Genomic DNA, 22,498 nt, shown 5'->3' on the forward strand with positions numbered 1-22,498 from the left:
CCTTTAAGTTTTCTTCTATCCTACAGAAATGAAGATGCATATGAAAGAGGATTGATAAATCTTCTCTCATATTTATCCTATTCCAATAAATCGAATGATTTTGACTCTTTGAGTCTGCATAAAGGAAAACAAATGTAACACAGCTGCAGGTTTTATCTTTCCGTATCATCTGCTGAGTACAATAAATGAGGAGACGAAAATGAAGGATTATATGAAAGAATCTGTTTGTCAATTTGTGAATCGTTTTGGTCTTCCATGGTGTATAGAAGAAGATCATCTTAAAAAGGCTCTATCCGAGTTATATGGGGAAAATAGAACGGACATTTATGCGTTGATAATGGCACTGAATCGTGAGGTTCCAGAGAGGATTCTCCAACAAGAGAATGGGATTACTTACGGTGAAGCTATGGTCTTAGCCGAAAAACTTATGACTGAAAACATAAGGCCTGTTACGGCAAAATGGGCTGTGCATGTATGGTGTCAAGCTTTGGGCAGAGAATCACCTTTTCACAATGTTCGCCAGGCCTTTCCACAGCTTGTAAATGAACCTAAATTTCATGTCATGGAAAGTCTTTGCAGTGAACATGAAAACAAGAAGGAAGGTAAGGATGAGCGTTTTAAAACACGGGTAAGAAAGCTCCTGTTTAAGAAATGATTCTTACCGCCTTATGGATGATATGTGGATGGAATACAGTAAGTTCGAAGAAGGCTGGAGCTAAGATGAAAAAAGGAAAGAATTTGACACATATCTTATGGGTGATCCCATTTCGAGATCATTTTGTTTTCTGATATAATCAGAGTTTGAAGAACAGAACAATAACAAGTCGGAGGATATAAATGCTTTCCTATAATGAATGGAAACATGTATTTAAACTTGATCCAGCCAAGGAAATAGCTGATGATCTGTTAGAAAAAATTTGTGAATCTGGCACGGATGCCATTATTATCGGAGGCAGTGATAATGTTACGTTTGATAACACGCTTGCACTTCTATCAAGAGTACGAAGGTATTCCGTCGCCTGTGCACTGGAGGTCTCTGCCCTGGATGCGTTGACCCCAGGGTTCGATTATTTTCTCATCCCGTCAGTATTAAATGCCGGCCAAACTAAATGGGTGACAGGTTTACATCGTCAGGCCTTAAAGGAGTTCGGCCATTTAATGAATTGGGAGGAGATTATTACAGAAGGCTATTGTATTTTAAACAAGAGTTCAAAAGCTGCTCAGCTTACCCAAGCAGATACAGAATTAAGCGCTGATGATGTTGAAGCCTACGCCTTAATGGCTGATAAGATGTTTCATCTCCCTGTATTCTATGTAGAATACAGCGGGGAATACGGGGATCCTGAAGTCGTTAAAAAAGCAAAGCAGTCGCTGCAGCATGCCCGCTTGTTTTATGGCGGCGGGATCAAAACTTCTGAGCAGGCAAGGGAAATGGCTGCCTATGCAGACACTGTCGTTGTGGGTAATATTATATATGAAAATAGCAGACAGGCATTGAAAACGGTCAAAGCCGTTAAAGAAGTAAAAGAAAATTGAAGGATGCCAAGAGGGAAGGTATAATAAAATTATACGAACATACGTTTTGAGGTGGTGATACTGTGCAACAGCAAATTATTGAAAAAATGCTTTCTGGATTGAATCCAGAACAAAAACGTGCTGTTAAGCACACAGATGGGCCGTTACTTATAATGGCAGGAGCGGGCAGCGGAAAGACAAGAGTTCTGACTCACCGCATTGCTTACATCATAAGGGAAAAAGGGGTAGCTCCTTATAATATTCTGGCGCTGACATTTACGAATAAAGCTGCCAGAGAAATGAAAGACAGAGTAGCTAAGCTTGTTGGAGGCACAGCAGAAGATATATGGATGTCTACGTTTCACTCTATGTGTGTAAGGATTTTGCGTAGAGATGCAGATCGTATAGGAATCAATCGAAACTTCTCCATTCTTGACAGCTCAGACCAGCTGTCTGTCATTAAACAGATCTTAAAGGATCAAAATATTGATTCCAAGAAATTTGAACCTCGATCCCTCCTTGGGGCTATTTCTTCAGCAAAGAATATTCTGGATTCTCCTGAGAAATTTGCGGAAAAGGCCGATGGCCCTTTTGAGGAAATTGCAGCTGATGTGTACAAAGAGTATCAAAAGCGCCTGAAGAAAAATCATTCTTTGGACTTTGATGATTTGATTATGACAACAATTAAGCTGTTTAAACAGGTGCCGGAAGTTTTGGAATTTTACCAGAGGAAATTTCAATACATTCACGTAGACGAGTACCAGGATACAAACAATGCCCAATATGTATTAGTGAACATGATTGCTGAACGCTACCGGAATATTTGTGTTGTAGGGGATTCTGACCAGTCTATTTACCGCTGGCGAGGAGCAGATATTCAAAACATCCTTTCTTTTGAAGAGGATTATGAAGAAGCTGTTACGATTCTTCTTGAACAAAACTACCGTTCAACGAAAAAGATTTTACAGGCAGCGAACGAAGTGATCAAAAACAACACCGGACGCAAACCCAAAAATCTCTGGACAGATAATGATGAGGGGCAAAACCTTTACTTTTTTGAAGCAGCAGACGAGCGTGATGAAGCTGTCTATATTATCGATCAGATCAAGCAAGCGGTTCAAAAGAAAGGCCTTAAGTATTCCGATGTAGCCATACTGTACCGGACAAATGCCCAGTCCCGTGTGATTGAGGAAATGTTTTTAAAGTCAAACATTAACTATAATATGATTGGCGGAACAAAGTTCTACGACCGTAAAGAGATTAAGGACGTTCTTGCCTATCTCCGCCTGGTTGCTAATCCTGATGATGATATCAGTCTGGCAAGAATCATTAATGTGCCAAAACGCGGGATCGGTGCGACGACTGTAGACAAGGTTGCAGCTTATGCAATGGCTCACGATCTTTCTATGTTCTCTGCTTTGCAGGAGGCAGAGCAGATCGGTCTTAATGCCCGTACGACAAGTAAGCTGAAAGATTTTGCTGATAAGGTCGGTAACTGGATCCAGCAGCAGGATTATTTATCAGTGACAGAATTGGTTGAAGAACTAATAGAAAAAACAGGCTACAGGGATATGTTAAAAGAAGATAAAAGTCTGGAATCTCAGAGCCGCTTAGAAAATATTGAAGAATTTATGTCTGTTACAAAGGATTTTGAAAAGAATAATGATGACAAATCCCTTATTTCTTTTTTAACCGATCTTGCATTAATAGCAGACATTGACCAAATGGATGAAGAAGAGGAAGATGAAGCAGTTGTAATGATGACCCTTCACTCTGCCAAAGGTCTGGAGTTTCCTCTTGTCTTTCTTGTAGGAATGGAAGAAGGAATTTTCCCCCATAACCGCTCACTGTTTGAGGCAGAAGAGATGGAGGAGGAAAGACGTCTTGCCTACGTGGGAATTACCCGTGCAGAGCAGGAACTGCATTTAACGCGGGCAAACATGCGCCAATTATACGGACGGACACAGGCTAATCCAATGTCACGCTTTATTAAGGAGCTTCCTGAAGAACTGCTGGACGGATTGGAGAAAAAGGAGACACCTGCCTGGATGAAAACAAGCAGAGGTGCCGGCCAGGAGCTGATGGGACGAAACCGCAGAGAAAGCAGTCCACAGGGAGGCCGAACTGCCCCTTCACGTTCTGCAACGATGACGACAGGCGGAAACCAATTTGACTGGCAAGTTGGCGATAAGGCGGAACATAAAAAATGGGGAACAGGCACCGTGGTAAGCAAAAAGGGTGAAGGGGAGAATCTTGAACTTGATATTGCTTTTCCAAAAGAAGGAATTAAGAGGCTGTTTGCTAAATTCGCTCCAATAAAAAAAGGCTAAAATACCGTAACAAATGATGAAACATCCTGAATTATCATCGTGACAAACAAAGCAGAAAGGATTGGAAGCCATGGATGAGAAGCAGATTGAAGAGCAGGTGAAGAAACTCCGTGAGCTTCTGGATAAATACGGCTATCATTATTATGTTTTGGATCAGCCTCTTGTTTCCGATGCAGAGTATGACCAGCTCATGCAGGAGCTATTGAAGCTTGAAGAGGAAAATCCGGATCTCATCACGAATGATTCGCCGACTGTCCGTGTCGGCGGAGAGCCCTTATCTCACTTTGAGAAAGTCCAGCATGAAATTCCTATGTTAAGCCTTGCTAACGCCTTTAACGAACAGGAACTGCGAGATTTTGACCGAAGAGTAAGGCAGGGAATCGGAGAAAGTCCAGCTTATATATGTGAATTGAAAATAGATGGATTGGCAGTATCTTTAACCTATGAAAATGGGGTTTTTGTCCGCGGAGCTACTCGAGGGGACGGAACAACAGGTGAGGATATTACAAGCAACCTGCGCACCGTTAAGTCTATCCCTTTGCGTATTAAGCAGGACACAGATATAGAAGTTCGCGGAGAAGTGTTTATGCCAAAGCAATCGTTTGAAGCACTGAATGCAGCAAAAGAAGAAAATGGCGAAGTTCTATTTGCGAATCCAAGAAATGCTGCTGCTGGATCCCTCAGACAGCTGGATCCAAAGGTAGCAGCAAAACGTAACCTTGATATCTTTCTGTACTCGATTGGCAACGATAAAGGAATGGGTCTGGCTTCTCATTATGAAGCGTTGTCTTTTATGAAAGAAGCAGGTTTTAAGGTGAATCCTGAAACTGAATTTTGTGAGTCTATAGATGAAGTTATTGAGTACGTAAACGGTTGGCTTGACCGCAGGGATGATCTTTCTTACGAAATTGACGGTATTGTTATTAAGGTAGACAGCATAAAACAGCAGCAGGAGCTTGGCTTTACCGCGAAAAGTCCGCGCTGGGCCATAGCTTATAAATTTCCGGCTGAAGAGGTGGTTACCACCCTTGAAGGTATTACCCTGACTGTTGGAAGGACTGGAGTTGTCACACCTAATGCTCATTTATCACCAGTTAGAGTGGCGGGAACGACCGTACAGAGGGCAACACTTCATAATGAGGATTTAATCCGGGACAAGGATCTTAAAATAGGCGATCAAGTAGTGATCAAAAAAGCAGGGGATATTATCCCTAAAGTTGTAAGAGTGCTTACGGAGCTTAGGACAGGGGAGGAAAGAGACTTTTCTATGCCGAAAGAGTGTCCGGCTTGCGAAAGTGAGCTGGTCAGGCTGGAAGAAGAAGTAGCCCTGCGCTGTCTTAACCCCAAATGCCCTGCACAAATTCGTGAGGGCTTGATTCACTTTGTGTCAAGAAATGCAATGAATATTGACGGCCTGGGGGAAAAGGTGATTTCTCAGCTCTTTGCTCACGAACTCGTAACCGATGTAGCAGATTTATACAAGCTGGAGCGGGAAGAGTTGTTAAAGTTAGAAAGAATGGGTGAAAAATCAGTAGAAAACCTCCTGAATGCCATCGAAACCTCCAAGACAAATTCCTTGGAAAAGCTCATATTCGGTCTGGGAATTCGGTTTGTCGGCTCCAAAGCAGCTAAGACATTGGCTCAGGAATTTGAAACGATGGAAAATCTCCAGAAAGCCACTTACGAGGATTTGTTTGCTGTATATGAAATTGGTGACAAAATGGCAGACTCCATTGTGAGCTTCTTTGACCAGCCGGAAGTAGACGAACTGTTAACAGAACTAAAAAGCCTGGGAGTTAACATGACTTATACGGGACTAAAAGCAGCCGACAAAGAATCACAAGCGGATGCTGTTTTTAACGGAAAAACTGTTGTGTTAACCGGAAAGCTTTCTCTCCTGACCAGAAATGAAGCAAAAGAGAAAATAGAAGCCTTAGGCGGTAAAGTTACAGGGAGTGTAAGCAAGAGTACAGATCTATTAGTGGCAGGTGAAGATGCTGGTTCAAAGCTGGAAAAGGCAAAAAAACTGGAAGTTGAAGTGTGGGATGAAACCCGTTTTATCGAGGAAACAGATGGAGTGGAATGATAAGGGAAAGGAGAAGGAGAAGGTTCCTTCTCCTTCTTTTCGAGAATTGAGTTATTTTTCTCTTGAGCGCTTGGATGGAAAAGCCTATGATAAAACAAGACATCCAAATCATGGCTGTTTTACCTGTAAAAGAAGCCAGCTTTATAAGTGGTGCCTAATAAATAAGATTGAGATCAGGGAATGAGGAGATGGGAATAATGGTTAAGAAAGCGGGTTGCTTTGTTTTTGCGGCCCTCGTTTTACTTTCAGGCTGCCTGCCCGGGTTAGAAACAGATGAAACGGCAGACGTGGAAGAAAGTGATGAAGATGGAGCAGACACGGTTGTTGAAGTGAGTCCGGAAATTCCAAGTTTGGACAGTTATTACAGAAGCATTTTACAGGACGGACAGTATCGGCATGGAGCGACCAGAGGGTTCAGTACATCGGTGGTTTATAACCGTATGGACTTAGAAAGGCTGGAGGTAGGCCTTACGGAACTGGCGTCTGATCAATTTGATCCTTCTTCTTATTTTTTTAGTGAAGGCCAGTTTATTACGAGAAGTGACTTGAACAACTGGTTACGTCGTTATGAAGAACCGGAAGATGAAGACGACGAAGGGAATCTCCTTGGATTGAACCCGCCCCTTGGAGAAGGAAGCTCTTTTGAAGAAAGAGAAAGAAATTCTCCACGCTATTTGTCTCATATTCTAGAGCATAATTATGTAACAGAAAATGAAAATGGCAATTTGGAGATTGGCGGACTGGCCATAGGAATTTCCTTAAACAGTGCCTATTATTTTAGAGAACGGCACGATGATGGAAGTTACGGTCCCTGGTTTAATGAAGAAATCGATGAAGAGGTTAGTCTGGAAGAGGGCCAGAGGATTGCCCAGGAGGTACTGGAACGCCTAAGAAGTGAAGACAGGGAAGACGGAATATTGGAAGACGTTCCAATTGTTTTTGCACTCTTTAGAGAAGCACCTCGTCAGTCTTCTGTGCCAGGTGAGTTTATTGCAACAGCAGTGGCTGATCCCGGCCAGGACGTAGGCGGGTGGCAAACCTTAAACGAAGCTCATTATTTGTTTCCTTCCGGGACAGCTGAAAATGAGCAAAGAACAGATGCGGAGAGGTTTAATCAATTTAGTAATGATATAAACAGATTCTTTGAAAACTACGTGGGTGTTGTTGGAAATGGTTATTATCAAAATGACCAGATGCAAAGGATGGAGATTGAGATTCCGATCCGTTTTTACAGTAAAACAGAAGTAATAGCATTTACCCAGCATGTGACTGACCGGGTGGAACAGCATTTTTCTCCTGAAATTGAAGTCCAGATTCGTGTGACTGCTTCAGGAGAAGAGGAAGCCTTAATTGTAAGAGAGCCCGACGAGGAACCATATATCCATATTCATTAAAAGCACGGCAAGAAAGCAGATGTCAGGGAAACTTTCTTCAATGTTTGTCTTTCTTGCCTTTTGTTGATTGTACATGTTGGATTTGGTATCATCAATGTATTGTGAAAAAGGACGATTTTAACGGAGGTGACAGGCAGTGAGCAGAATTACGAAAGAGCAGGTCTTACACGTTGCATATCTCGCGCGCATGTCTTTGACAGAAGAAGAAGTAGAAAAGTTCACTAAAGATCTTGACGATATAATTGGATCAGCAGAACAGTTAAATGAAGTAGATACAACAAATGTAGAACCAACGACCCATGTTTTAGATCTTCACAATGTTCTTAGAAAAGATGAAGTAAGACCGTCTTTGGATCGTGAAGACGTACTCAAAAATGCACCAGATCATGAGGATGGCCGATTTAAAGTGCCGTCTATTCTTGAATAAAGGAGGGAGCTCACCGTGTCTATTTTAGAAGAGAGTTTTTCTACGATACATAAAAGGCTCGAAAATAAAGAAATTACTGTCTCAGAACTTGTTGATGCTTCATTTAAGCGTATCAATGAAGTAGATGATAAAGTTAAGGCGTTTCTCACGTTAAATGAAGAAGAAGCACGCAGTCATGCAAAGAATCTCGATGAAGCTTTGGAAAAAGAGGGAGTAAATGGCGCCCTTTTTGGGATACCTGCTGGAATTAAAGATAACATTACGACAAAAGGTGTTCGCACAACCTGCGCTAGTAAAATTCTCGCAAACTTTGAGCCTGTTCATAACGCCACAGCGATTGAGGGGTTAAATAAGGCAAATTCTGTTCAAATTGGAAAGTTGAATATGGATGAATTTGCTATGGGATCTTCTAATGAAAATTCTGGTTTTTTCGTGACCCGTAATCCTTGGAACACCGATTATGTTCCAGGAGGATCGAGCGGGGGATCAGCAGCCGCTGTAGCAGCTGGAGAAGTTCCTTTTACTCTTGGTTCTGATACAGGTGGATCTATAAGGGAACCGGCAGCTTATTGTGGAGTTGTGGGGCTAAAGCCTACATACGGACGAGTATCGCGTTACGGACTGGTAGCATTTGCTTCCTCTCTTGACCAAATCGGGCCCATTACCCGTACAGTAGAAGACAATGCTCTTGTTCTTCAGCAAATCGCTGGTCACTCCAACATGGATTCCACGTCCGCAGATATTCCTGTTCCAGATTTTCTAAGCATGATTACTGGGGAAATCAAAGGCAAGCGGATTGGCGTGCCGAAAGAATATTTATCTGAAGGTGTGGAACAAGGTGTTAAAGACAGGGTACTAGAGGCATTAAAAGTGCTGGAAGATCTAGGTGCGAGCTGGGAAGAAGTATCTCTTCCTCACTCTAAATATGCGGTTTCCTGCTACTACCTGCTGGCTTCTTCTGAAGCATCAGCCAACCTTGCCCGCTTTGATGGTGTGCGCTACGGTGTAAGATCAGATAATGCAAATGACTTACTTGAAATGTATCAGCGCTCTCGTGACGAGGGATTTGGCGATGAAGTAAAGCGGCGTATTATGCTTGGAACCTTCGCATTGAGCAGTGGTTATTACGATGCTTACTATAAAAAAGCACAAAAGGTCCGTACTCTTATTAAAAGAGATTTTGAAGAAGTGCTTCAAAACTTTGATGTGATCGTAGGGCCGACCTCGCCAACAACAGCATTTAAAATTGGTGAGCAGGTGGATGATCCGCTTACCATGTACGCTAACGACGTGATGACTATTCCAATTAATCTGGCTGGTGTCCCTGCCATTTCCGTACCTTGCGGCTTCTCTCAAGGAATGCCGGTAGGACTGCAAATCATTGGTAAGCCGTTCGAAGAAGGAGAAGTCTACCGAATGGCTCATGCCTATGAACAAGCTACAGAATACTATAAAGAAAAGCCGGAATTGTAAGGGGGGATAAGGAAATGAAATTTGAAACAGTCATTGGACTCGAAGTGCATTCAGAATTAAAGACAAATTCCAAGATTTTCTGCGGATGTTCAACTGAATTCGGAGCACCTCCAAACACCCATACCTGTCCGGTATGCCTGGGACACCCTGGTGTGCTTCCTGTATTAAATGAACGGGCGGTTGAATATGCAGTAAAAGCAGCCATGGCCTTAAATTGTGATATTGCTGAAAATACAAAGTTCGACCGGAAAAACTATTTCTATCCAGACAGCCCAAAAGCCTATCAAATTTCCCAATTTGATAAGCCTGTTGGTGAGAATGGCTGGATTGAAATTGAAGTAGAGGGCAAAAAGAAGAGAATCGGTATTACCCGTCTCCACTTGGAGGAAGATGCGGGAAAGCTGACTCATGATGAATACGGTGAGCATTCCTTGGTGGATTTTAACCGAGTAGGAACACCACTCGTTGAAATCGTTTCTGAGCCGGATATTGAGACACCTGAAGAAGCCTACGCTTATCTTGAAAAATTGAAAGCTATTCTTCAGTATACAGAGGTTTCCGATTGTAAGATGGAAGAAGGCTCCCTTCGCTGTGATGCTAACATTTCATTGCGTCCTGCAGGACAAGTGGAGTTTGGAACAAAAACAGAGCTGAAAAACCTTAACTCTTTTGCAAATGTACAAAAAGGACTGGCTTTTGAAGAAAAACGGCAGGAGCAGGAGCTTCTTTCCGGTGGAGAAATTCTACAAGAAACACGCCGCTGGGACGATGCAAAGAAAGAAACAATCCTCATGCGTGTGAAGGAAGGCTCTGATGATTACCGTTACTTCCCGGAACCAGACTTGGTAGCTCTTCACATTGATCATGAGTGGAAGGAAAAAATCAAAGAAACCATTCCTGAACTTCCTGATGAAAGAAAAAATCGTTATATTAATGAGTTAGGACTCTCAGCGTATGATGCCGGTGTAATCACTCAATCAAAGGCAATGTCTGATTACTTTGAAGAGACGGTTGAAAAGGGCGGAGACGCCAAGCAGGCAGCAAACTGGCTGATGGGCGAAGTAAATGCGTACATGAACGCAAACGGTAAAGACCTTGAGGAATTAGCTCTTACTCCAGAGTCATTATCGAAGTTAATCGCTCTCATTGAAAAGGGAACCATTTCAAGCAAGATTGCGAAAAAGGTATTTGCTGACCTGGTTGAAAAGGGCGGAGACCCAGAGGAGATCGTAAAAGAGAAAGGTCTTGTTCAAATCTCCGACGAAGGAGAGTTGAAAAAGATTGTAGACGAAATTCTCGATAACAACCAGCAATCTATTGAAGACTTTAAAAATGGAAAAGATAAAGCTTTTGGATTCCTTGTTGGACAGACAATGAAGCAGACCAAGGGTAAAGCAAACCCTCAAATGGTTAACAAGCTGATAAAAGAAGGAATTGACCAAAGATAGCATTTTCATCCCTGCCTTTCTACAAGGCGGGGATTTTTATTATCCTGTCGCGGGGCATACGAATATTTTTTAATAGGAGTTAATTTCCTTTGAATCCTGAGTTCATGATAGTTATCATCTTTGAAAACAAGTTATGGAGAGGGAAACAGAGAATATAATATAAAGAGACAAAAGGGGCAGGATTGAACAGAATGTTTCTCTCATGAGGGATTAATAAGAAAACAACTTGAAACGGTTTTATTTGGCTGTTAAGGAGTTTCTTTTATTAAAGAGTCGGATATGACCACTCAGGAGACACACTGTTGTTTTTTAAGTAGAGAACCTCTTAGGCAAAGTGGAAGTAAAAAGTAGAGTTTAGAAAAGATTAAATGATATAGTTATAGGGTAGAAAGTAAGAGCTGGATGTCAAAAGTGTAAATTTGCGTAAGTTAATTATAGATATGCCATACTGACAGAAAAAGCATGCAAAAAAGCTCAGAGTTCTTCTGTGGCCTAGGAAAGACATGCTACTGAGGATAACTCTATATTTGAGAAAACAGGAGTGCGCACGCCTATGAAAACAGCCAGAGTCATTTATAATCCGACAGCAGGACGGGAACAAACAAAAAAGCAATTAGCATATATACTTGACCGCCTGGAAACAGCAGGTTTCGAAGCATCAGCTCATATGACGAAAAGAGAAGGATGTGCCAAAGAGGCAGCCAGAAAAGCGGGAGAAAAAGGGTATGATGTCGTTATTGCTGCCGGTGGGGACGGAACGATATTTGAAGTTGTCAACGGGCTGGCTGAATTGCCTTATCGTCCCAAGCTTGGTCTAATTCCTGCCGGCACGACAAATGATTTGGCCCGCGCCCTTGGCATTCATGGGAATGATATTGAAAAAACGTGCGATGTTTTGTGCGATGATTACACAAAACCCGTGGATATAGGAAAGGTAGGCAATCAATATTTTGTAAACATTGCTGCTGCTGGCAAGCTGACTGAACTAACCTATGATACACCTAGTAAACTAAAGACGATGATGGGGCAGCTTGCTTATTATGTCAAAGGCTTTGAAAAGCTCAGGTCACTTAATCCTCAGCATGTAAGAATTGAATATGATGGAAAGCTCTTTGAGGATGAAATTATGATGTTTCTTATTTGTAATACGAATTCTGTAGGAGGTTTCGAGAAGCTTTGTCCACAGGCTTCCTATAATGATGGTATGTTTGACCTGATTATCGTTAAAAAAATGAATCTTCCTGAATTTGTACGTCTTGGGGGACAAGCGCTTAACGGTGAACATATTCATCATGACAAAATTGTGTACGTCCAGGCAAATCGAATAAAGGTTTATGTTGAAGGGGACATGCAATTAAATTTGGACGGTGAATTTGGGGGAATGCTCCCAGCTGAATTTGTTAATCTTCATCAGCATTTTGAGATGCTTTGTCCAAAAAATAAGTCGGAGACAAAATAAAAAGGTAAACCTGTTAAGGCTTACCTTTTTTGTTCTGCGGACTTAACATGCAGAAATAAGTATGAAGCTAGCGCCGTTACTTTATTAGTTTCCAGCTTTAACGAGAAATAAAGACCAAATTCCAACAGCAATGGAAACTATGCTTGTGAAAATTACCATCCAGTGCATTCCCAACAGCCCCTCTCTTACTAAGTTTCAGATAAAGTCCGTGGACAAAAACTAACATCTCATTATTAAAGAATATAATTCTTAAGGAAAAAAATCAATGAAAAATGTAGGAACTTTCTTTAAAACGGGAAAAAAGATCAATACATCATACTCTTTCTAAGGAGGGGAACAATGGCCGAAAAATTAAAAATAAGCGTCGTCGTCACCCTTCTTGCTTATACGGTGCTTATTATCCTTTCACTGCTGATCACTTCTGGTATTGATGGTGAAATGATAGGAATGTGGGGGATCTGGGCAGGCGTGATTCTGTTAATAGCAGCCCTTCCCTTGTCAAAAAACGCCAGAAGGAACAGACAACAGGATGTGACCATTGAGGAGAGTGTACAGGCAAATGCAACCAAAGAAAGCAGTGAATCTGTTCAAAAGCAAAATCCGCCCGTAGTGGCAGGAGTAGTCTGGGGGGCAACAGGCACCATTGTTATAGCCCTAGGCCTGTTATTTATATAAAAGCCGCTGCCTGAAAAAAGGAGCGGCTTTAGTATTGTGTGCCCGGCATGGGTATAAACTCTAGGGTTAAAGTCCCGAACGGTGAAGGTCGTTGTAACCGCTAGTCAAAGGCAAGGGTGTCCAGGGTGACCTGGAATCTGAAGGAAGCCGGAGACAAACTTCCGCCCCGAGGAATACGAACCTCATAGAAGGCTGTCTGTCTGGGATGAGTCTGCAATACAAGACAAAGCCCCAACGACCAAAGGGATAGACAGTAAATGAGGCGGGGATATGGAAGGGAAGTTTATGCCCTTACCCGGGGAGGTCTGATGGGAACGCCGCACACATGCGGTAACCGATTCTCAAAGAATCGCTGAACCATCAGAAGTCAGCCGAAGCCATAGTACCTTACCTTCCGGAAGGTAAGGGAAGGGCTGAATCATAAAATGAGTACCATTTCCCTGGCGTACGCGTCATCCGCTGACACAGAATAGACCAACTACCTACGAAAGAGAAGTGAAGTCTTCGAGGGCGCAGGTAGGGTGGAGGATGGTCGCCACACAAAAGAACGAAATGGTCACGTGGAGGGTGAGCAACATGTTGGAACACATTCTACACCGAAACAATCTGAATGCCGCCTACTACAAGGTGACAAAGAATAAAGGAAGTCACGGCGTTGATGGAGTTCCCACTTCCGAACTGAAAGCTCAGATTTCGGAAGAATGGGACACCATCCACGACCAACTTCTGAAGGGTACGTACCAACCGTCTCCCGTCCGTCGAATCGAAATCCCGAAAACGAACGGAGGCAAACGGAAGTTAGGTATCCCTACGGTGATGGATCGTACGATCCAACAAGCGCTCAACCTCTATCTTCAATCGATGTATGACCCTAAGTTTTCTCCGCAAAGCTATGGGTTCCGACCAGGAAAGCGAGCACATGATGCGGTGAGACAGGCGAAAGCCTATATCAATGAGGGGTACACCTGGGTGATAGACATCGACCTCGAGAAATTCTTCGACCAGGTTAACCATGACCGGTTGATGCGAACGCTAAGCTTCCGCATTAAAGACCCCCGGGTGCTTCGTCTTATCCGAAAATACCTCCAAGCAGGCATTATGGAAGGTGGGCTCACGACCCCAAACCGAAAAGGAACACCACAGGGAAGTCCATTAAGCCCACTCCTTTCTAATATTGTGCTCGATGAACTGGATAAAGAATTGGAATCCAGAGGGCTTCGCTTCGTTCGGTTTGCCGATGACTGCCAAATATATGCAGGTTCTAAACGAGCCGCCGAGCGAATCCTCAGGAATATGACAACTTTCATCGAAAAGACGTTAAAACTCAAGGTAAACCGAGAGAAAAGTGCGGTGAGCCGCCCGTGGAAACGTAAGTTTCTCGGATTCAGCTTTACACCTTCGGTGAAAGGTAAGGCTAGAGTGCGTGTCCATAATGATTCGGTTCATAAGGCTAAGGAACGTCTGCGTCAACTGACAAGTCGAAAATGGAGTACCGATATGAAATACCGAATTGAGAAAATCAATACATATCTTACAGGATGGTATAACTACTTTCAGTTGGCAGAAACGCCATCCATTTTCAAAAGACTGATGGAATGGTTGAGAAGAAGACTCCGAATGATTCGATGGAAGGAATGGAAGCTGCCCAAAACAAAGGTGAAGAATCTGATGGCACTGGGAGTGACAAAGGCGAAAGCCTTGGAATGGGGAAACACAAGAAAAGGCTACTGGCGTATAGCCAGCAGCCCTATTCTCCATCGCACACTCAATGACCATTATTGGCAGCGTATGGGTTTGAAATCATTGAATTAACGTTAGAATTTTATGAAACCGCCGTATACGGAACCGTACGTACGGTGGTGTGAGAGGACGGAGGTTAGTCACCTCCTCCTACTCGATTATTTGATCTGGCCCAGTTCTTCACGTTCTTCTTGAGTAAAAACCCGGGATCTTGTTAAGAAACGTTTTCCTTCTGGTCCTTCAAGTGAAAACATTCCCCCGCGTCCATCAACCACGTCAATGATTAACTGTGTGTGTTTCCAGTACTCATATTGATCCTTGGAAATGTAAAAGGGGGAATGACCGATCTCCCCTAAAAGAACATCACTGTCACCTACCTGAAAATCCCCTTCTGGAAAGCACATTGGAGAACTGCCATCACAACATCCGCCTGACTGATGAAACATCAAAGGCCCATGGACTGCTTTTAACTTTTCGATCAGCTCAAGTGCTGCATTAGTAGCAGTTACTTTTTCAACCACACTCTCTCATCCTTTCAAAGACCCCCGGCTGCTCATGCTGCCGGGGGTGTTTTTTTCCTTAAAAGAAACCTAAAGCATCTTCGCTGTAGCTTACGAGAAGATTTTTCGTCTGCTGATAATGACTAAGCATCATCTTATGATTTTCTCTTCCAATTCCTGATTTTTTGTATCCGCCAAAGGCAGCGTGAGCTGGATATGCATGATAGCAGTTTGTCCAGACGCGCCCAGCCTGGATGTCGCGGCCAAAACGGTAAGCGGTATTAATGTTTCTGGACCACACTCCAGCTCCTAATCCGTAAAGAGTATCATTGGCAATAGAAAGGGCTTCTTCTTTGTCTTTAAAAGTTGTAACAGAGACGACGGGACCGAAAATTTCTTCCTGGAAAATACGCATATCGTTTCTTCCTTTAAACACAGTAGGCTGGACATAATAACCATTGGCCAGGTTTCCTTCAAGTGTGTTTCTCGAGCCTCCGGTGAGAACTTCTGCTCCTTCTTGTTTTCCAATATCAAGATAGGAAAGGATCTTTTCTAGCTGCTCCTGAGAAGCCTGGGCTCCCATCATTGTCTCTGTATCAAGAGGATCACCAATTTTAATTTCGTTGACTCTCTTTAAGGCCCGGTCCATAAACTGATCATAAATGGATTCTTGTATTAAAGCACGAGATGGGCACGTACAGACCTCACCCTGGTTTAAAGCAAACATGACAAATCCTTCAATGGCTTTGTTTAGAAACTTGTCGTCTTCCTCCATTACATCTTCAAAGAAAATGTTAGGAGACTTTCCGCCCAGCTCCAATGTGACTGGAATGATATTTTGAGAAGCATACTGCATGATGAGTCTTCCTGTTGTTGTTTCCCCAGTAAAGGCAACTTTGGCTACTCTGTCACTGGAAGCAAGGGGCTTGCCAGCTTCTACTCCAAAACCGCTTACAATATTTAACACACCTGGCGGCAGGAGATCTTCTATTAATTCAAGCAGAACAAAAATACTAGAAGGAGTCTGTTCGGCAGGTTTAAGGACGATAGTATTGCCGGCAGCAAGGGCAGGAGCAATTTTCCAGGTGGCCATTAAGAGCGGGAAGTTCCATGGAATAATCTGCCCGACTACGCCAAGAGGCTCGTTAAAGTGGTAGGCCACGGTATCGTCATCAATTTGGCTGAGAGACCCTTCTTCACTGCGAATAACCCCGGCAAAATATCTGAAGTGATCAACCGCAAGAGGGATGTCTGCATTTAAGGTTTCCCTGACTGCTTTGCCGTTTTCCCAAGTTTCTGCAACAGCGAGCATTTCCAGGTTTTCTTCCATTCTATCTGCTATTTTGTTAAGTATATTTGCTCTTTCTGCGGGCGGTGTTTTGCCCCAGCTGTCCTTCGCCTCATGGGCTGCATCAAGAGCAAGGTTTACATCTTCGGAAGAGGATCTTGCCAGCTCGCAAAAGACCTCTCCAGTAATCGGGGTTACATTTTCAAAATACTGATTGTTTACAGGGGGCTTCCATTCCCCGCCAATGTAATTGTCATAGCGGTCTCTGAATTGGACAAGTGAGTTTGGAGTATTCGGCTGATCATAGCGCATGCAAATCATCCTCCCTGGTAGATAAAAAGTTTTCATAGACTGTAAGTAGTCTACCTAGACATATGCAGTACCTTGATAAAGCAGAACAATTCGATTTCTTTACTGATTAACTGTTCCGGATCTTCTCCTCCCCCTGTTTTGAGATCGCTTTCATTTTATCACTTTTTTCAGAAAATACAAATATTAACTCTCGTAATCTGGTTGAAATTTGTATTTTTTAACAAAAAGAATAAAAGCTTGGTAGGGAAGATAAAAGTAGAAAAATGAATTGACACCGCTTTCAGCCTATGATTTACTAGTATGTAAGTTAATCAATCTGGCGGAGACATGGAGACCAGCAAATGCGTTTATACGAGGGAAAGTATGTTCCTTGGTATAAGCGATTTTGCTGGTCTCTTTTTTGTTTTCGCTAGAATATGAAAGGTAAGGGGTGGTCCTTTTCATGAGTCCGTTCATAGGAGAATTACTAGGAACGATGATCTTAATACTGTTTGGAGCAGGGGTCGTAGCAGGAGTTGTATTAAGGGGCACAAAGGCAGAGAATTCCGGCTGGATCGTCATCACTGTGGCCTGGGGGCTTGGAGTGACAATGGGTGTGTATGCTGTTGGGAGTGTAAGCGATGCCCATCTTAATCCGGCAGTAACGATAGGATTTGCGTTAATCGGAGATTTCCCCTGGAGTGAGGTTCCAGGCTATGTCACTGCACAAGTCCTCGGAGCATTTATTGGTGCTTCACTCATTTGGCTTCAATACTATCCTCATTTTAAGAAAACAGAGGATGAAGGGGCAAAGCTTGGCGTATTTGCTACCTCACCTGCTATCCGGCATTCACCTTCCAACTTCTTTAGTGAAGTACTTGGAACGTTCGTACTGGTTCTTGGCCTGCTGTTTATTGGGGCAAATGAATTCACAGAAGGGTTAAACCCTTTAATTGTAGGCGCTTTAATTATAGCTATTGGTTTATCATTAGGGGGGACTACCGGTTATGCGATTAATCCGGCAAGGGATCTTGGACCCCGTCTCGCTCATTTCTTTTGGCCGATCGCAAATAAAGGCTCCTCGGACTGGGCATATGCATGGATTCCCATAGCGGGACCAGTAATTGGCGGAGGACTTGGAGCCCTTTTTTACAGTGCTGCTTTTGAAGGAGTCATTTACTCAGCCCTTTGGCTGTTTATCATTTTCTTTGCCGTGGTACAAGGACTTACCATAGTATTAGAAAGAAGAAAGAATATCAGCGAAGAATTTAAAGAAGATGTTATCCATCGCAGAAAAGTAGATGCATAAGTAAGGGAGGCATACCAATGGAGAAAAAATATATTCTGTCACTTGATCAAGGAACGACAAGCTCACGGGCCATTCTATTTAATAAAGAAGGAGAAATCATTTCTGTCAGCCAAAAAGAATTTACACAGCTTTTTCCAAAGCCAGGATGGGTAGAGCATGATGCCAACGAAATATGGAGTTCCATTCTTTCAGTGATTGCCGGGGCGCTGGCCCAAGCTAGTATTTCCCCTAAGGAAATAGCCAGCATAGGTATTACAAATCAAAGAGAGACGACAGTCATCTGGGAAAAAGAGACCGGCAGACCAATCTATAATGCTATTGTCTGGCAGTCCAGGCAAACGAGAGAAATATGTGAAGAACTCTCAAACCAAGGGCTTGCTCAAACCTTCAGAGATAAAACAGGCCTTTTAATAGATGCCTATTTTTCCGGAACGAAAGTAAAATGGATTCTAGACCATGTGGACGGGGCAAGAGAAAGAGCAGAAAAAGGTGAGCTTCTCTTTGGGACAATTGATACGTGGCTAATCTGGAAGCTGACTGGCGGTGAGGCCCATGTTACTGATTACTCCAACGCTTCACGGACACTCATGTTTAATATCCACGAGCTGAAATGGGATGATGAGCTTTTAGAAATCTTGGATGTCCCAAAAGCAATGCTCCCTGAAGTGAAGCCATCTTCAGAAGTATATGGGGAAACCGTAAGCTATCACTTTTTTGGTGAAAGAGTGCCAGTGGCTGGAGCGGCAGGAGACCAACAGGCCGCACTGTTCGGCCAGGCTTGCTTTGAAGAAGGCATGGCAAAAAACACGTATGGAACAGGCTGCTTTATGCTTATGAATACAGGAGAAAAAGCAGTAGCCTCCGAGCATGGCTTACTTACTACTCTTGCCTGGGGGATTGATGGCAAAGTAAACTACGCACTGGAAGGAAGTATATTTGTTGCGGGATCTGCCATTCAGTGGCTTCGCGATGGTTTGCGTATGCTAAAGAATGCCTCTGACAGTGAGAAGTATGCTGAAAGAGTCTCTTCTACTGACGGAGTTTACGTAGTGCCTGCTTTCGTTGGTCTGGGGACTCCTTACTGGGATTCAGATGTTCGAGGGGCCGTATTTGGGTTGACAAGAGGAACAGAAAAAGAGCATTTTGTGAGAGCTACTCTTGAATCTCTTGCCTATCAGACAAAGGATGTACTCCAGGCAATGGAAGCCGATGCAGATACAGAGCTTAAGTCCCTGCGCGTTGATGGGGGAGCGGTTGCTAATAACTTCCTGATGCAATTTCAAAGTGATATCTTAGGCGCAAGAGTGGAAAGGCCAAATGTGAAGGAAACCACTGCCTTAGGAGCAGCATACTTGGCAGGGCTGGCTGTAGGCTTTTGGCAGGATAAAGAAGAAATCAGCAAGCAGTGGAAAGTGGAAAAGTATTTTGAACCTGAAATCGCAGAAGAGGAACGAGAGAAATTGTACGGTGGATGGAAAAAAGCTATTCAAGCAGCACAGGCTTTTAAATAAGTGAGAAAACCTGTCCGGAGAACCGGTCAGGTTTTTGTTTGTAAGGGATTTTGGACGCTTTTTGTGTACAACTGTCTTCAGAGGAGATAATATAAGAAATCAGGCAGAATGTGGTACAATCACGATAGCTTACACAACAGCCATAAAGGATGAACGATATAGATGAGTAAACAAAATAAGCAGGGAAACGTCCCTGTCCAAAAAAACGAAATTATTGATGTTACCTTTGAAGATTTAACTCACGAAGGGGCAGGAGTCGCAAAGGTTGACGGGTATGCCTTGTTTGTTCCCAATGCTCTTCCGGGCGAACATGCGAAGATTAAAGTGGTGAAGACCAAGAAAGGATATGGATTTGGAAAACTGCTGGAGCATACAAAAGAAAGTGAATACAGGGTTGAACCTCCCTGTCCGATTTATAAGCAGTGCGGGGGATGCCAGCTTCAGCATCTTTCCTATGAAGGACAGCTTGATTATAAGCAGAACCAAGTGAAAAATGTCCTGCAAAGGATCGGAGGGCTGGAAAATGTGACTGTCCATCCTACATTAGGTATGGAGGATCCCTGGCGCTACCGCAACAAGGCTCAAGTTCCGGTAGGAATGGAGGAAGGGGGGCTTGTGGCGGGCTTTTACCAGCAGCGAAGCCACCAGATTATTAATATGGAACGCTGTGTCATTCAGGATGAGGCGAATGATGAAGCGGTATCAAGGGTAAAAGAGATCGCCGATCAATATGGTATTAAAGCGTATGATGAAAAAATTCATAAAGGAACACTCCGCCATATTGTTGCCCGCCATGCTCTAAATACAGATCAATTGATGGTAGTACTTGTCACCAAAGGAACTGAGCTGCCTAACAAAAAGAATATAATAGAAGAAATCCGTCAGGCTTTGCCTAATGTGAAATCCATCGTACAAAACATTAATCCCAAACGGACAAATGTTATCTTTGGAGAACAGACAAACGTGCTCTGGGGTGAAGAATATATTTATGACACGATCGGTGAGATTAAGTTTGCCATATCGGCCCGCTCCTTTTACCAGGTAAACCCGAAGCAAACAAAGGTCCTTTACGACAAAGCCCTGGAATATGCAAACCTGACTGGAAGAGAAACAGTTATTGATGCGTACTGCGGCATCGGAACCATTTCCTTATTCCTCGCCCAGAAAGCAAAGCACGTCTACGGAGTAGAAATAGTGCCCGAGGCGATTTCCGATGCAAAACGAAACGCGAAGCTGAATCACATGGATAATGTAGATTTTGCTGTCGGAGAAGCAGAGGAAGTGATCCCCTGGTGGCATACTGCTCAAGGCATCACACCAGACGTGATTGTGGTAGACCCGCCGCGGAAAGGCTGCGATGAAAAGCTGTTAGAAACGATTATAAAGATGAAGCCGGAAAGAGTGGTATATGTGTCATGTAACCCGGCAACGCTGGCAAGAGATTTGAAGATATTAGAAGAGGGCGGATTTGAAACCAAAGAAGTACAGCCCGTCGATATGTTCCCACAGACGACACATGTGGAGTGTGTGGCGCAGATAATTTGGAAAGGAAATTAATACTCAGTAAAAAGGTTAAAGCGATAATGGATAGCTGGCTTACCATCTTTATCGATCAGCACCTTTTCCACAAAATGATGAAGCATTTCAGGTGTCAAATCATCAAAGGGAAAGTAATGATTCAAGCTTTCCTTTAAGGTGTGGTACTCATTTAATGGATTACTTGAGAGAAGCTGCTGTTTGAGCTTCTCTCTTTTTTCGTATAAACCCTTTAGTTATTTTTGTGCTTTATCAGCAGCCTCTCGATATTCTTCATGCAGTCAAGAGGTTTTAAGCGGCTGCTTTTATATAATAAACGGGGAGGCTGTTTAGTAAGGCCTTACAAATGTACTATCTAACAAACATAACAGTTGAAGATTGCTTTGTGACAATAAGTTTAAGGGGGGAGAATTAATTATTATATATGACGATATTTACGGTGAATATGAAGTAGATAAAGTATTAGAAGAATTAATTTATAGTGAACCAGTTCAAAGGTTGAAGGGAATTCATCAAGGTGGAGCAGGTTACTTGGTTAATCATAAGTGGAATGAAACACGCTTTGACCACTCAATAGGTGTCATGTTGTTAATTAGAAAACTTGGTGGTTCATTAGAAGAGCAGATTGCAGGATTATTGCATGATGTTTCCCATACAGCTTTTTCTCATGTCATTGATTTTGTCTTTGAAAATAAAGAAGAAGACTATCATGAGAAAATATATAGTGATGTTGTTAAGAACTCCGATATCCCAGTAATTTTAGCTAAATATGATTACAACTATGAAGAAATTCTGTTTGACGATTCAAAGTGGACATTGTTGGAACAGGCAGCGCCTGAATTATGTGCGGATAGGGTAGATTATACTCTTCGTGACATGTATAAATATGGAAATATCTCACTAGAAGAGGTACATGATTTTTTGAAAGATTTGATTGTTATTGAAGGGGAAATGTATCTTCAAAGCATTGATGTAGCTGAATGGTTTGTAGAAACGTATTACAAGGAAGTAATTGACTTCTTTATGGATCCGTTAAATATTTATGGATATGATATCTTAGCTAAGACTCTGAAACTTTCATTAGAAAAAAATGTATTAAACTCTAATGACTTCCTTGGCAAAGATGACGAGTTAATAAATAAAATCAAATCATCAGAGGATAACGAGTTACTTAGTTTGTTAAGAAAGCTCAATCCGAATGTGCAAGTAAAAGAAGATAGAGAGAATTACGATTTACACCGAAAAAATAAACTTCGACTGATTAACCCTTCTGTATATAGGAATGGAGAATTAATACCAGCGTCAAAATTATCAGAAAGGGTAAGGATAATGGGCAATGTAGCTTATGAGAAAGCCACAGGAGGGATGTATGTGAGAATACTCTCTAATTAAGAATAAAATGTTATTAAGATAACGGGGGTGCGACAGCTTAATAAGGTTTTCGCCTTTCTCTTATTGAAGCAATGAGACATTTATGTTTAAGAGTGCCGTAATGGAGCTAAATGATTACTTAATT

18 protein-coding genes are annotated in these 22,498 nt (G+C 42.6%); 15 read left to right on the top strand and 3 right to left on the bottom strand.

Going from position 1 to position 22,498, the window contains the following annotated elements; translation table 11 throughout:
* The first annotated feature begins 199 nt into the window (after window positions 1-199).
* From CEF17_RS00565 to ltrA, 11 genes are all read left to right on the top strand, one after another.
* A complete protein-coding gene (locus tag CEF17_RS00565; protein WP_100397844.1) occupies window positions 200-655 on the top strand; it encodes a hypothetical protein in 456 nt (151 codons plus the stop codon).
* Window positions 656-837: 182 nt separating this feature from the next.
* Entirely contained in the window at window positions 838-1,536 is a 699-nt protein-coding gene (locus CEF17_RS00570; RefSeq protein WP_100397845.1) for a heptaprenylglyceryl phosphate synthase, read from the top strand.
* Between the two features lie 86 nt (window positions 1,537-1,622).
* Entirely contained in the window at window positions 1,623-3,845 is a 2,223-nt protein-coding gene (pcrA, locus tag CEF17_RS00575) for a DNA helicase PcrA (protein WP_100400732.1), read from the top strand.
* A gap of 70 nt (window positions 3,846-3,915) precedes the next feature.
* Complete coding sequence (ligA, locus tag CEF17_RS00580; RefSeq protein WP_100397846.1) at window positions 3,916-5,931, top strand: NAD-dependent DNA ligase LigA; 2,016 nt, start codon at window positions 3,916-3,918, stop codon at window positions 5,929-5,931.
* Between the two features lie 197 nt (window positions 5,932-6,128).
* Window positions 6,129-7,325, top strand: a complete 1,197-nt coding sequence (locus CEF17_RS00590; RefSeq protein WP_100397848.1) for a CamS family sex pheromone protein — start codon at window positions 6,129-6,131, stop codon at window positions 7,323-7,325.
* Between the two features lie 136 nt (window positions 7,326-7,461).
* Window positions 7,462-7,752, top strand: a complete 291-nt coding sequence (gene gatC, locus CEF17_RS00595) for an Asp-tRNA(Asn)/Glu-tRNA(Gln) amidotransferase subunit GatC (RefSeq protein ID WP_100397849.1) — start codon at window positions 7,462-7,464, stop codon at window positions 7,750-7,752.
* Between the two features lie 15 nt (window positions 7,753-7,767).
* The gene (gene gatA, locus CEF17_RS00600; RefSeq protein WP_100397850.1) at window positions 7,768-9,225 is read left to right on the top strand and encodes an Asp-tRNA(Asn)/Glu-tRNA(Gln) amidotransferase subunit GatA; all 1,458 of its coding nucleotides are present in this window, start codon (window positions 7,768-7,770) and stop codon (window positions 9,223-9,225) included.
* A gap of 14 nt (window positions 9,226-9,239) precedes the next feature.
* Entirely contained in the window at window positions 9,240-10,673 is a 1,434-nt protein-coding gene (gatB, locus tag CEF17_RS00605; RefSeq protein ID WP_100397851.1) for an Asp-tRNA(Asn)/Glu-tRNA(Gln) amidotransferase subunit GatB, read from the top strand.
* 553 nt (window positions 10,674-11,226) lie between these two features.
* Window positions 11,227-12,132, top strand: a complete 906-nt coding sequence (locus tag CEF17_RS00610; RefSeq protein WP_054635972.1) for a diacylglycerol kinase — start codon at window positions 11,227-11,229, stop codon at window positions 12,130-12,132.
* 339 nt (window positions 12,133-12,471) lie between these two features.
* The gene (locus tag CEF17_RS00615; protein WP_100397852.1) at window positions 12,472-12,807 is read left to right on the top strand and encodes a hypothetical protein; all 336 of its coding nucleotides are present in this window, start codon (window positions 12,472-12,474) and stop codon (window positions 12,805-12,807) included.
* A gap of 576 nt (window positions 12,808-13,383) precedes the next feature.
* Window positions 13,384-14,619, top strand: coding sequence for a group II intron reverse transcriptase/maturase (gene ltrA, locus CEF17_RS00620; RefSeq protein WP_100400733.1), 1,236 nt, complete (start codon window positions 13,384-13,386; stop codon window positions 14,617-14,619).
* A gap of 86 nt (window positions 14,620-14,705) precedes the next feature.
* Here the strand turns inward: ltrA and CEF17_RS00625 are convergent, their stop codons facing one another.
* Window positions 14,706-15,068, bottom strand: a complete 363-nt coding sequence (locus tag CEF17_RS00625; RefSeq protein ID WP_100397853.1) for a DUF779 domain-containing protein — start codon at window positions 15,066-15,068, stop codon at window positions 14,706-14,708.
* A 58-nt stretch (window positions 15,069-15,126) separates the two neighbouring features.
* Window positions 15,127-16,647: an aldehyde dehydrogenase gene (gene adh / locus CEF17_RS00630; RefSeq protein ID WP_100397854.1), complete on the bottom strand. Its 1,521-nt coding sequence runs from the start codon at window positions 16,645-16,647 to the stop codon at window positions 15,127-15,129.
* A 442-nt stretch (window positions 16,648-17,089) separates the two neighbouring features.
* On the opposite strand from adh, the gene CEF17_RS00635 reads away from it, so the two are divergent.
* From CEF17_RS00635 to rlmD, 3 genes are all read left to right on the top strand, one after another.
* Complete coding sequence (locus CEF17_RS00635; protein ID WP_100397855.1) at window positions 17,090-17,935, top strand: MIP/aquaporin family protein; 846 nt, start codon at window positions 17,090-17,092, stop codon at window positions 17,933-17,935.
* A 17-nt stretch (window positions 17,936-17,952) separates the two neighbouring features.
* Window positions 17,953-19,446: a glycerol kinase GlpK gene (gene glpK / locus CEF17_RS00640; RefSeq protein WP_100397856.1), complete on the top strand. Its 1,494-nt coding sequence runs from the start codon at window positions 17,953-17,955 to the stop codon at window positions 19,444-19,446.
* A gap of 162 nt (window positions 19,447-19,608) precedes the next feature.
* Window positions 19,609-21,003 (top strand): 23S rRNA (uracil(1939)-C(5))-methyltransferase RlmD, encoded by a 1,395-nt coding sequence (gene rlmD, locus CEF17_RS00645; RefSeq protein ID WP_100397857.1) that lies wholly within the window; start codon window positions 19,609-19,611, stop codon window positions 21,001-21,003.
* Here the strand turns inward: rlmD and CEF17_RS20790 are convergent.
* Window positions 21,000-21,128: a hypothetical protein gene (locus tag CEF17_RS20790; protein WP_269799430.1), complete on the bottom strand. Its 129-nt coding sequence runs from the start codon at window positions 21,126-21,128 to the stop codon at window positions 21,000-21,002. The genes rlmD and CEF17_RS20790 overlap by 4 nt on opposite strands.
* A 268-nt stretch (window positions 21,129-21,396) precedes the next feature.
* On the opposite strand from CEF17_RS20790, the gene CEF17_RS00650 reads away from it, so the two are divergent.
* On the top strand, window positions 21,397-22,374 hold the full coding sequence (locus CEF17_RS00650) for an HD domain-containing protein (RefSeq protein WP_100400734.1): 978 nt from the start codon (window positions 21,397-21,399) through the stop codon (window positions 22,372-22,374).
* Window positions 22,375-22,498: the final 124 nt, after the last annotated feature.

This window comes from Bacillus sp. FJAT-44742 (assembly GCF_002797315.1).
GTDB lineage: Bacteria > Bacillota > Bacilli > Bacillales > Marinococcaceae > Thalassorhabdus > Thalassorhabdus alkalitolerans.

What these genes read in the sequence shown, in the direction of transcription:
- CEF17_RS00610 (WP_054635972.1), top strand. Translation starts at nt 11,227, where the DNA reads ATGAAAACAGCCAGAGTCATTTATAATCCGACAGCAGGACGGGAACAA.
- glpK (WP_100397856.1), top strand. Translation starts at nt 17,953, where the DNA reads ATGGAGAAAAAATATATTCTGTCACTTGATCAAGGAACGACAAGCTCA.
- rlmD (WP_100397857.1), top strand. Translation starts at nt 19,609, where the DNA reads ATGAGTAAACAAAATAAGCAGGGAAACGTCCCTGTCCAAAAAAACGAA.
- adh (WP_100397854.1), bottom strand. Translation starts at nt 16,647, where the DNA reads ATGCGCTATGATCAGCCGAATACTCCAAACTCACTTGTCCAATTCAGA.
- CEF17_RS00615 (WP_100397852.1), top strand. Translation starts at nt 12,472, where the DNA reads ATGGCCGAAAAATTAAAAATAAGCGTCGTCGTCACCCTTCTTGCTTAT.
- ltrA (WP_100400733.1), top strand. Translation starts at nt 13,384, where the DNA reads ATGTTGGAACACATTCTACACCGAAACAATCTGAATGCCGCCTACTAC.
- CEF17_RS00590 (WP_100397848.1), top strand. Translation starts at nt 6,129, where the DNA reads ATGGTTAAGAAAGCGGGTTGCTTTGTTTTTGCGGCCCTCGTTTTACTT.
- pcrA (WP_100400732.1), top strand. Translation starts at nt 1,623, where the DNA reads ATGCTTTCTGGATTGAATCCAGAACAAAAACGTGCTGTTAAGCACACA.
- CEF17_RS00635 (WP_100397855.1), top strand. Translation starts at nt 17,090, where the DNA reads ATGAGTCCGTTCATAGGAGAATTACTAGGAACGATGATCTTAATACTG.
- CEF17_RS00565 (WP_100397844.1), top strand. Translation starts at nt 200, where the DNA reads ATGAAGGATTATATGAAAGAATCTGTTTGTCAATTTGTGAATCGTTTT.
- gatB (WP_100397851.1), top strand. Translation starts at nt 9,240, where the DNA reads ATGAAATTTGAAACAGTCATTGGACTCGAAGTGCATTCAGAATTAAAG.
- CEF17_RS00570 (WP_100397845.1), top strand. Translation starts at nt 838, where the DNA reads ATGCTTTCCTATAATGAATGGAAACATGTATTTAAACTTGATCCAGCC.
- ligA (WP_100397846.1), top strand. Translation starts at nt 3,916, where the DNA reads ATGGATGAGAAGCAGATTGAAGAGCAGGTGAAGAAACTCCGTGAGCTT.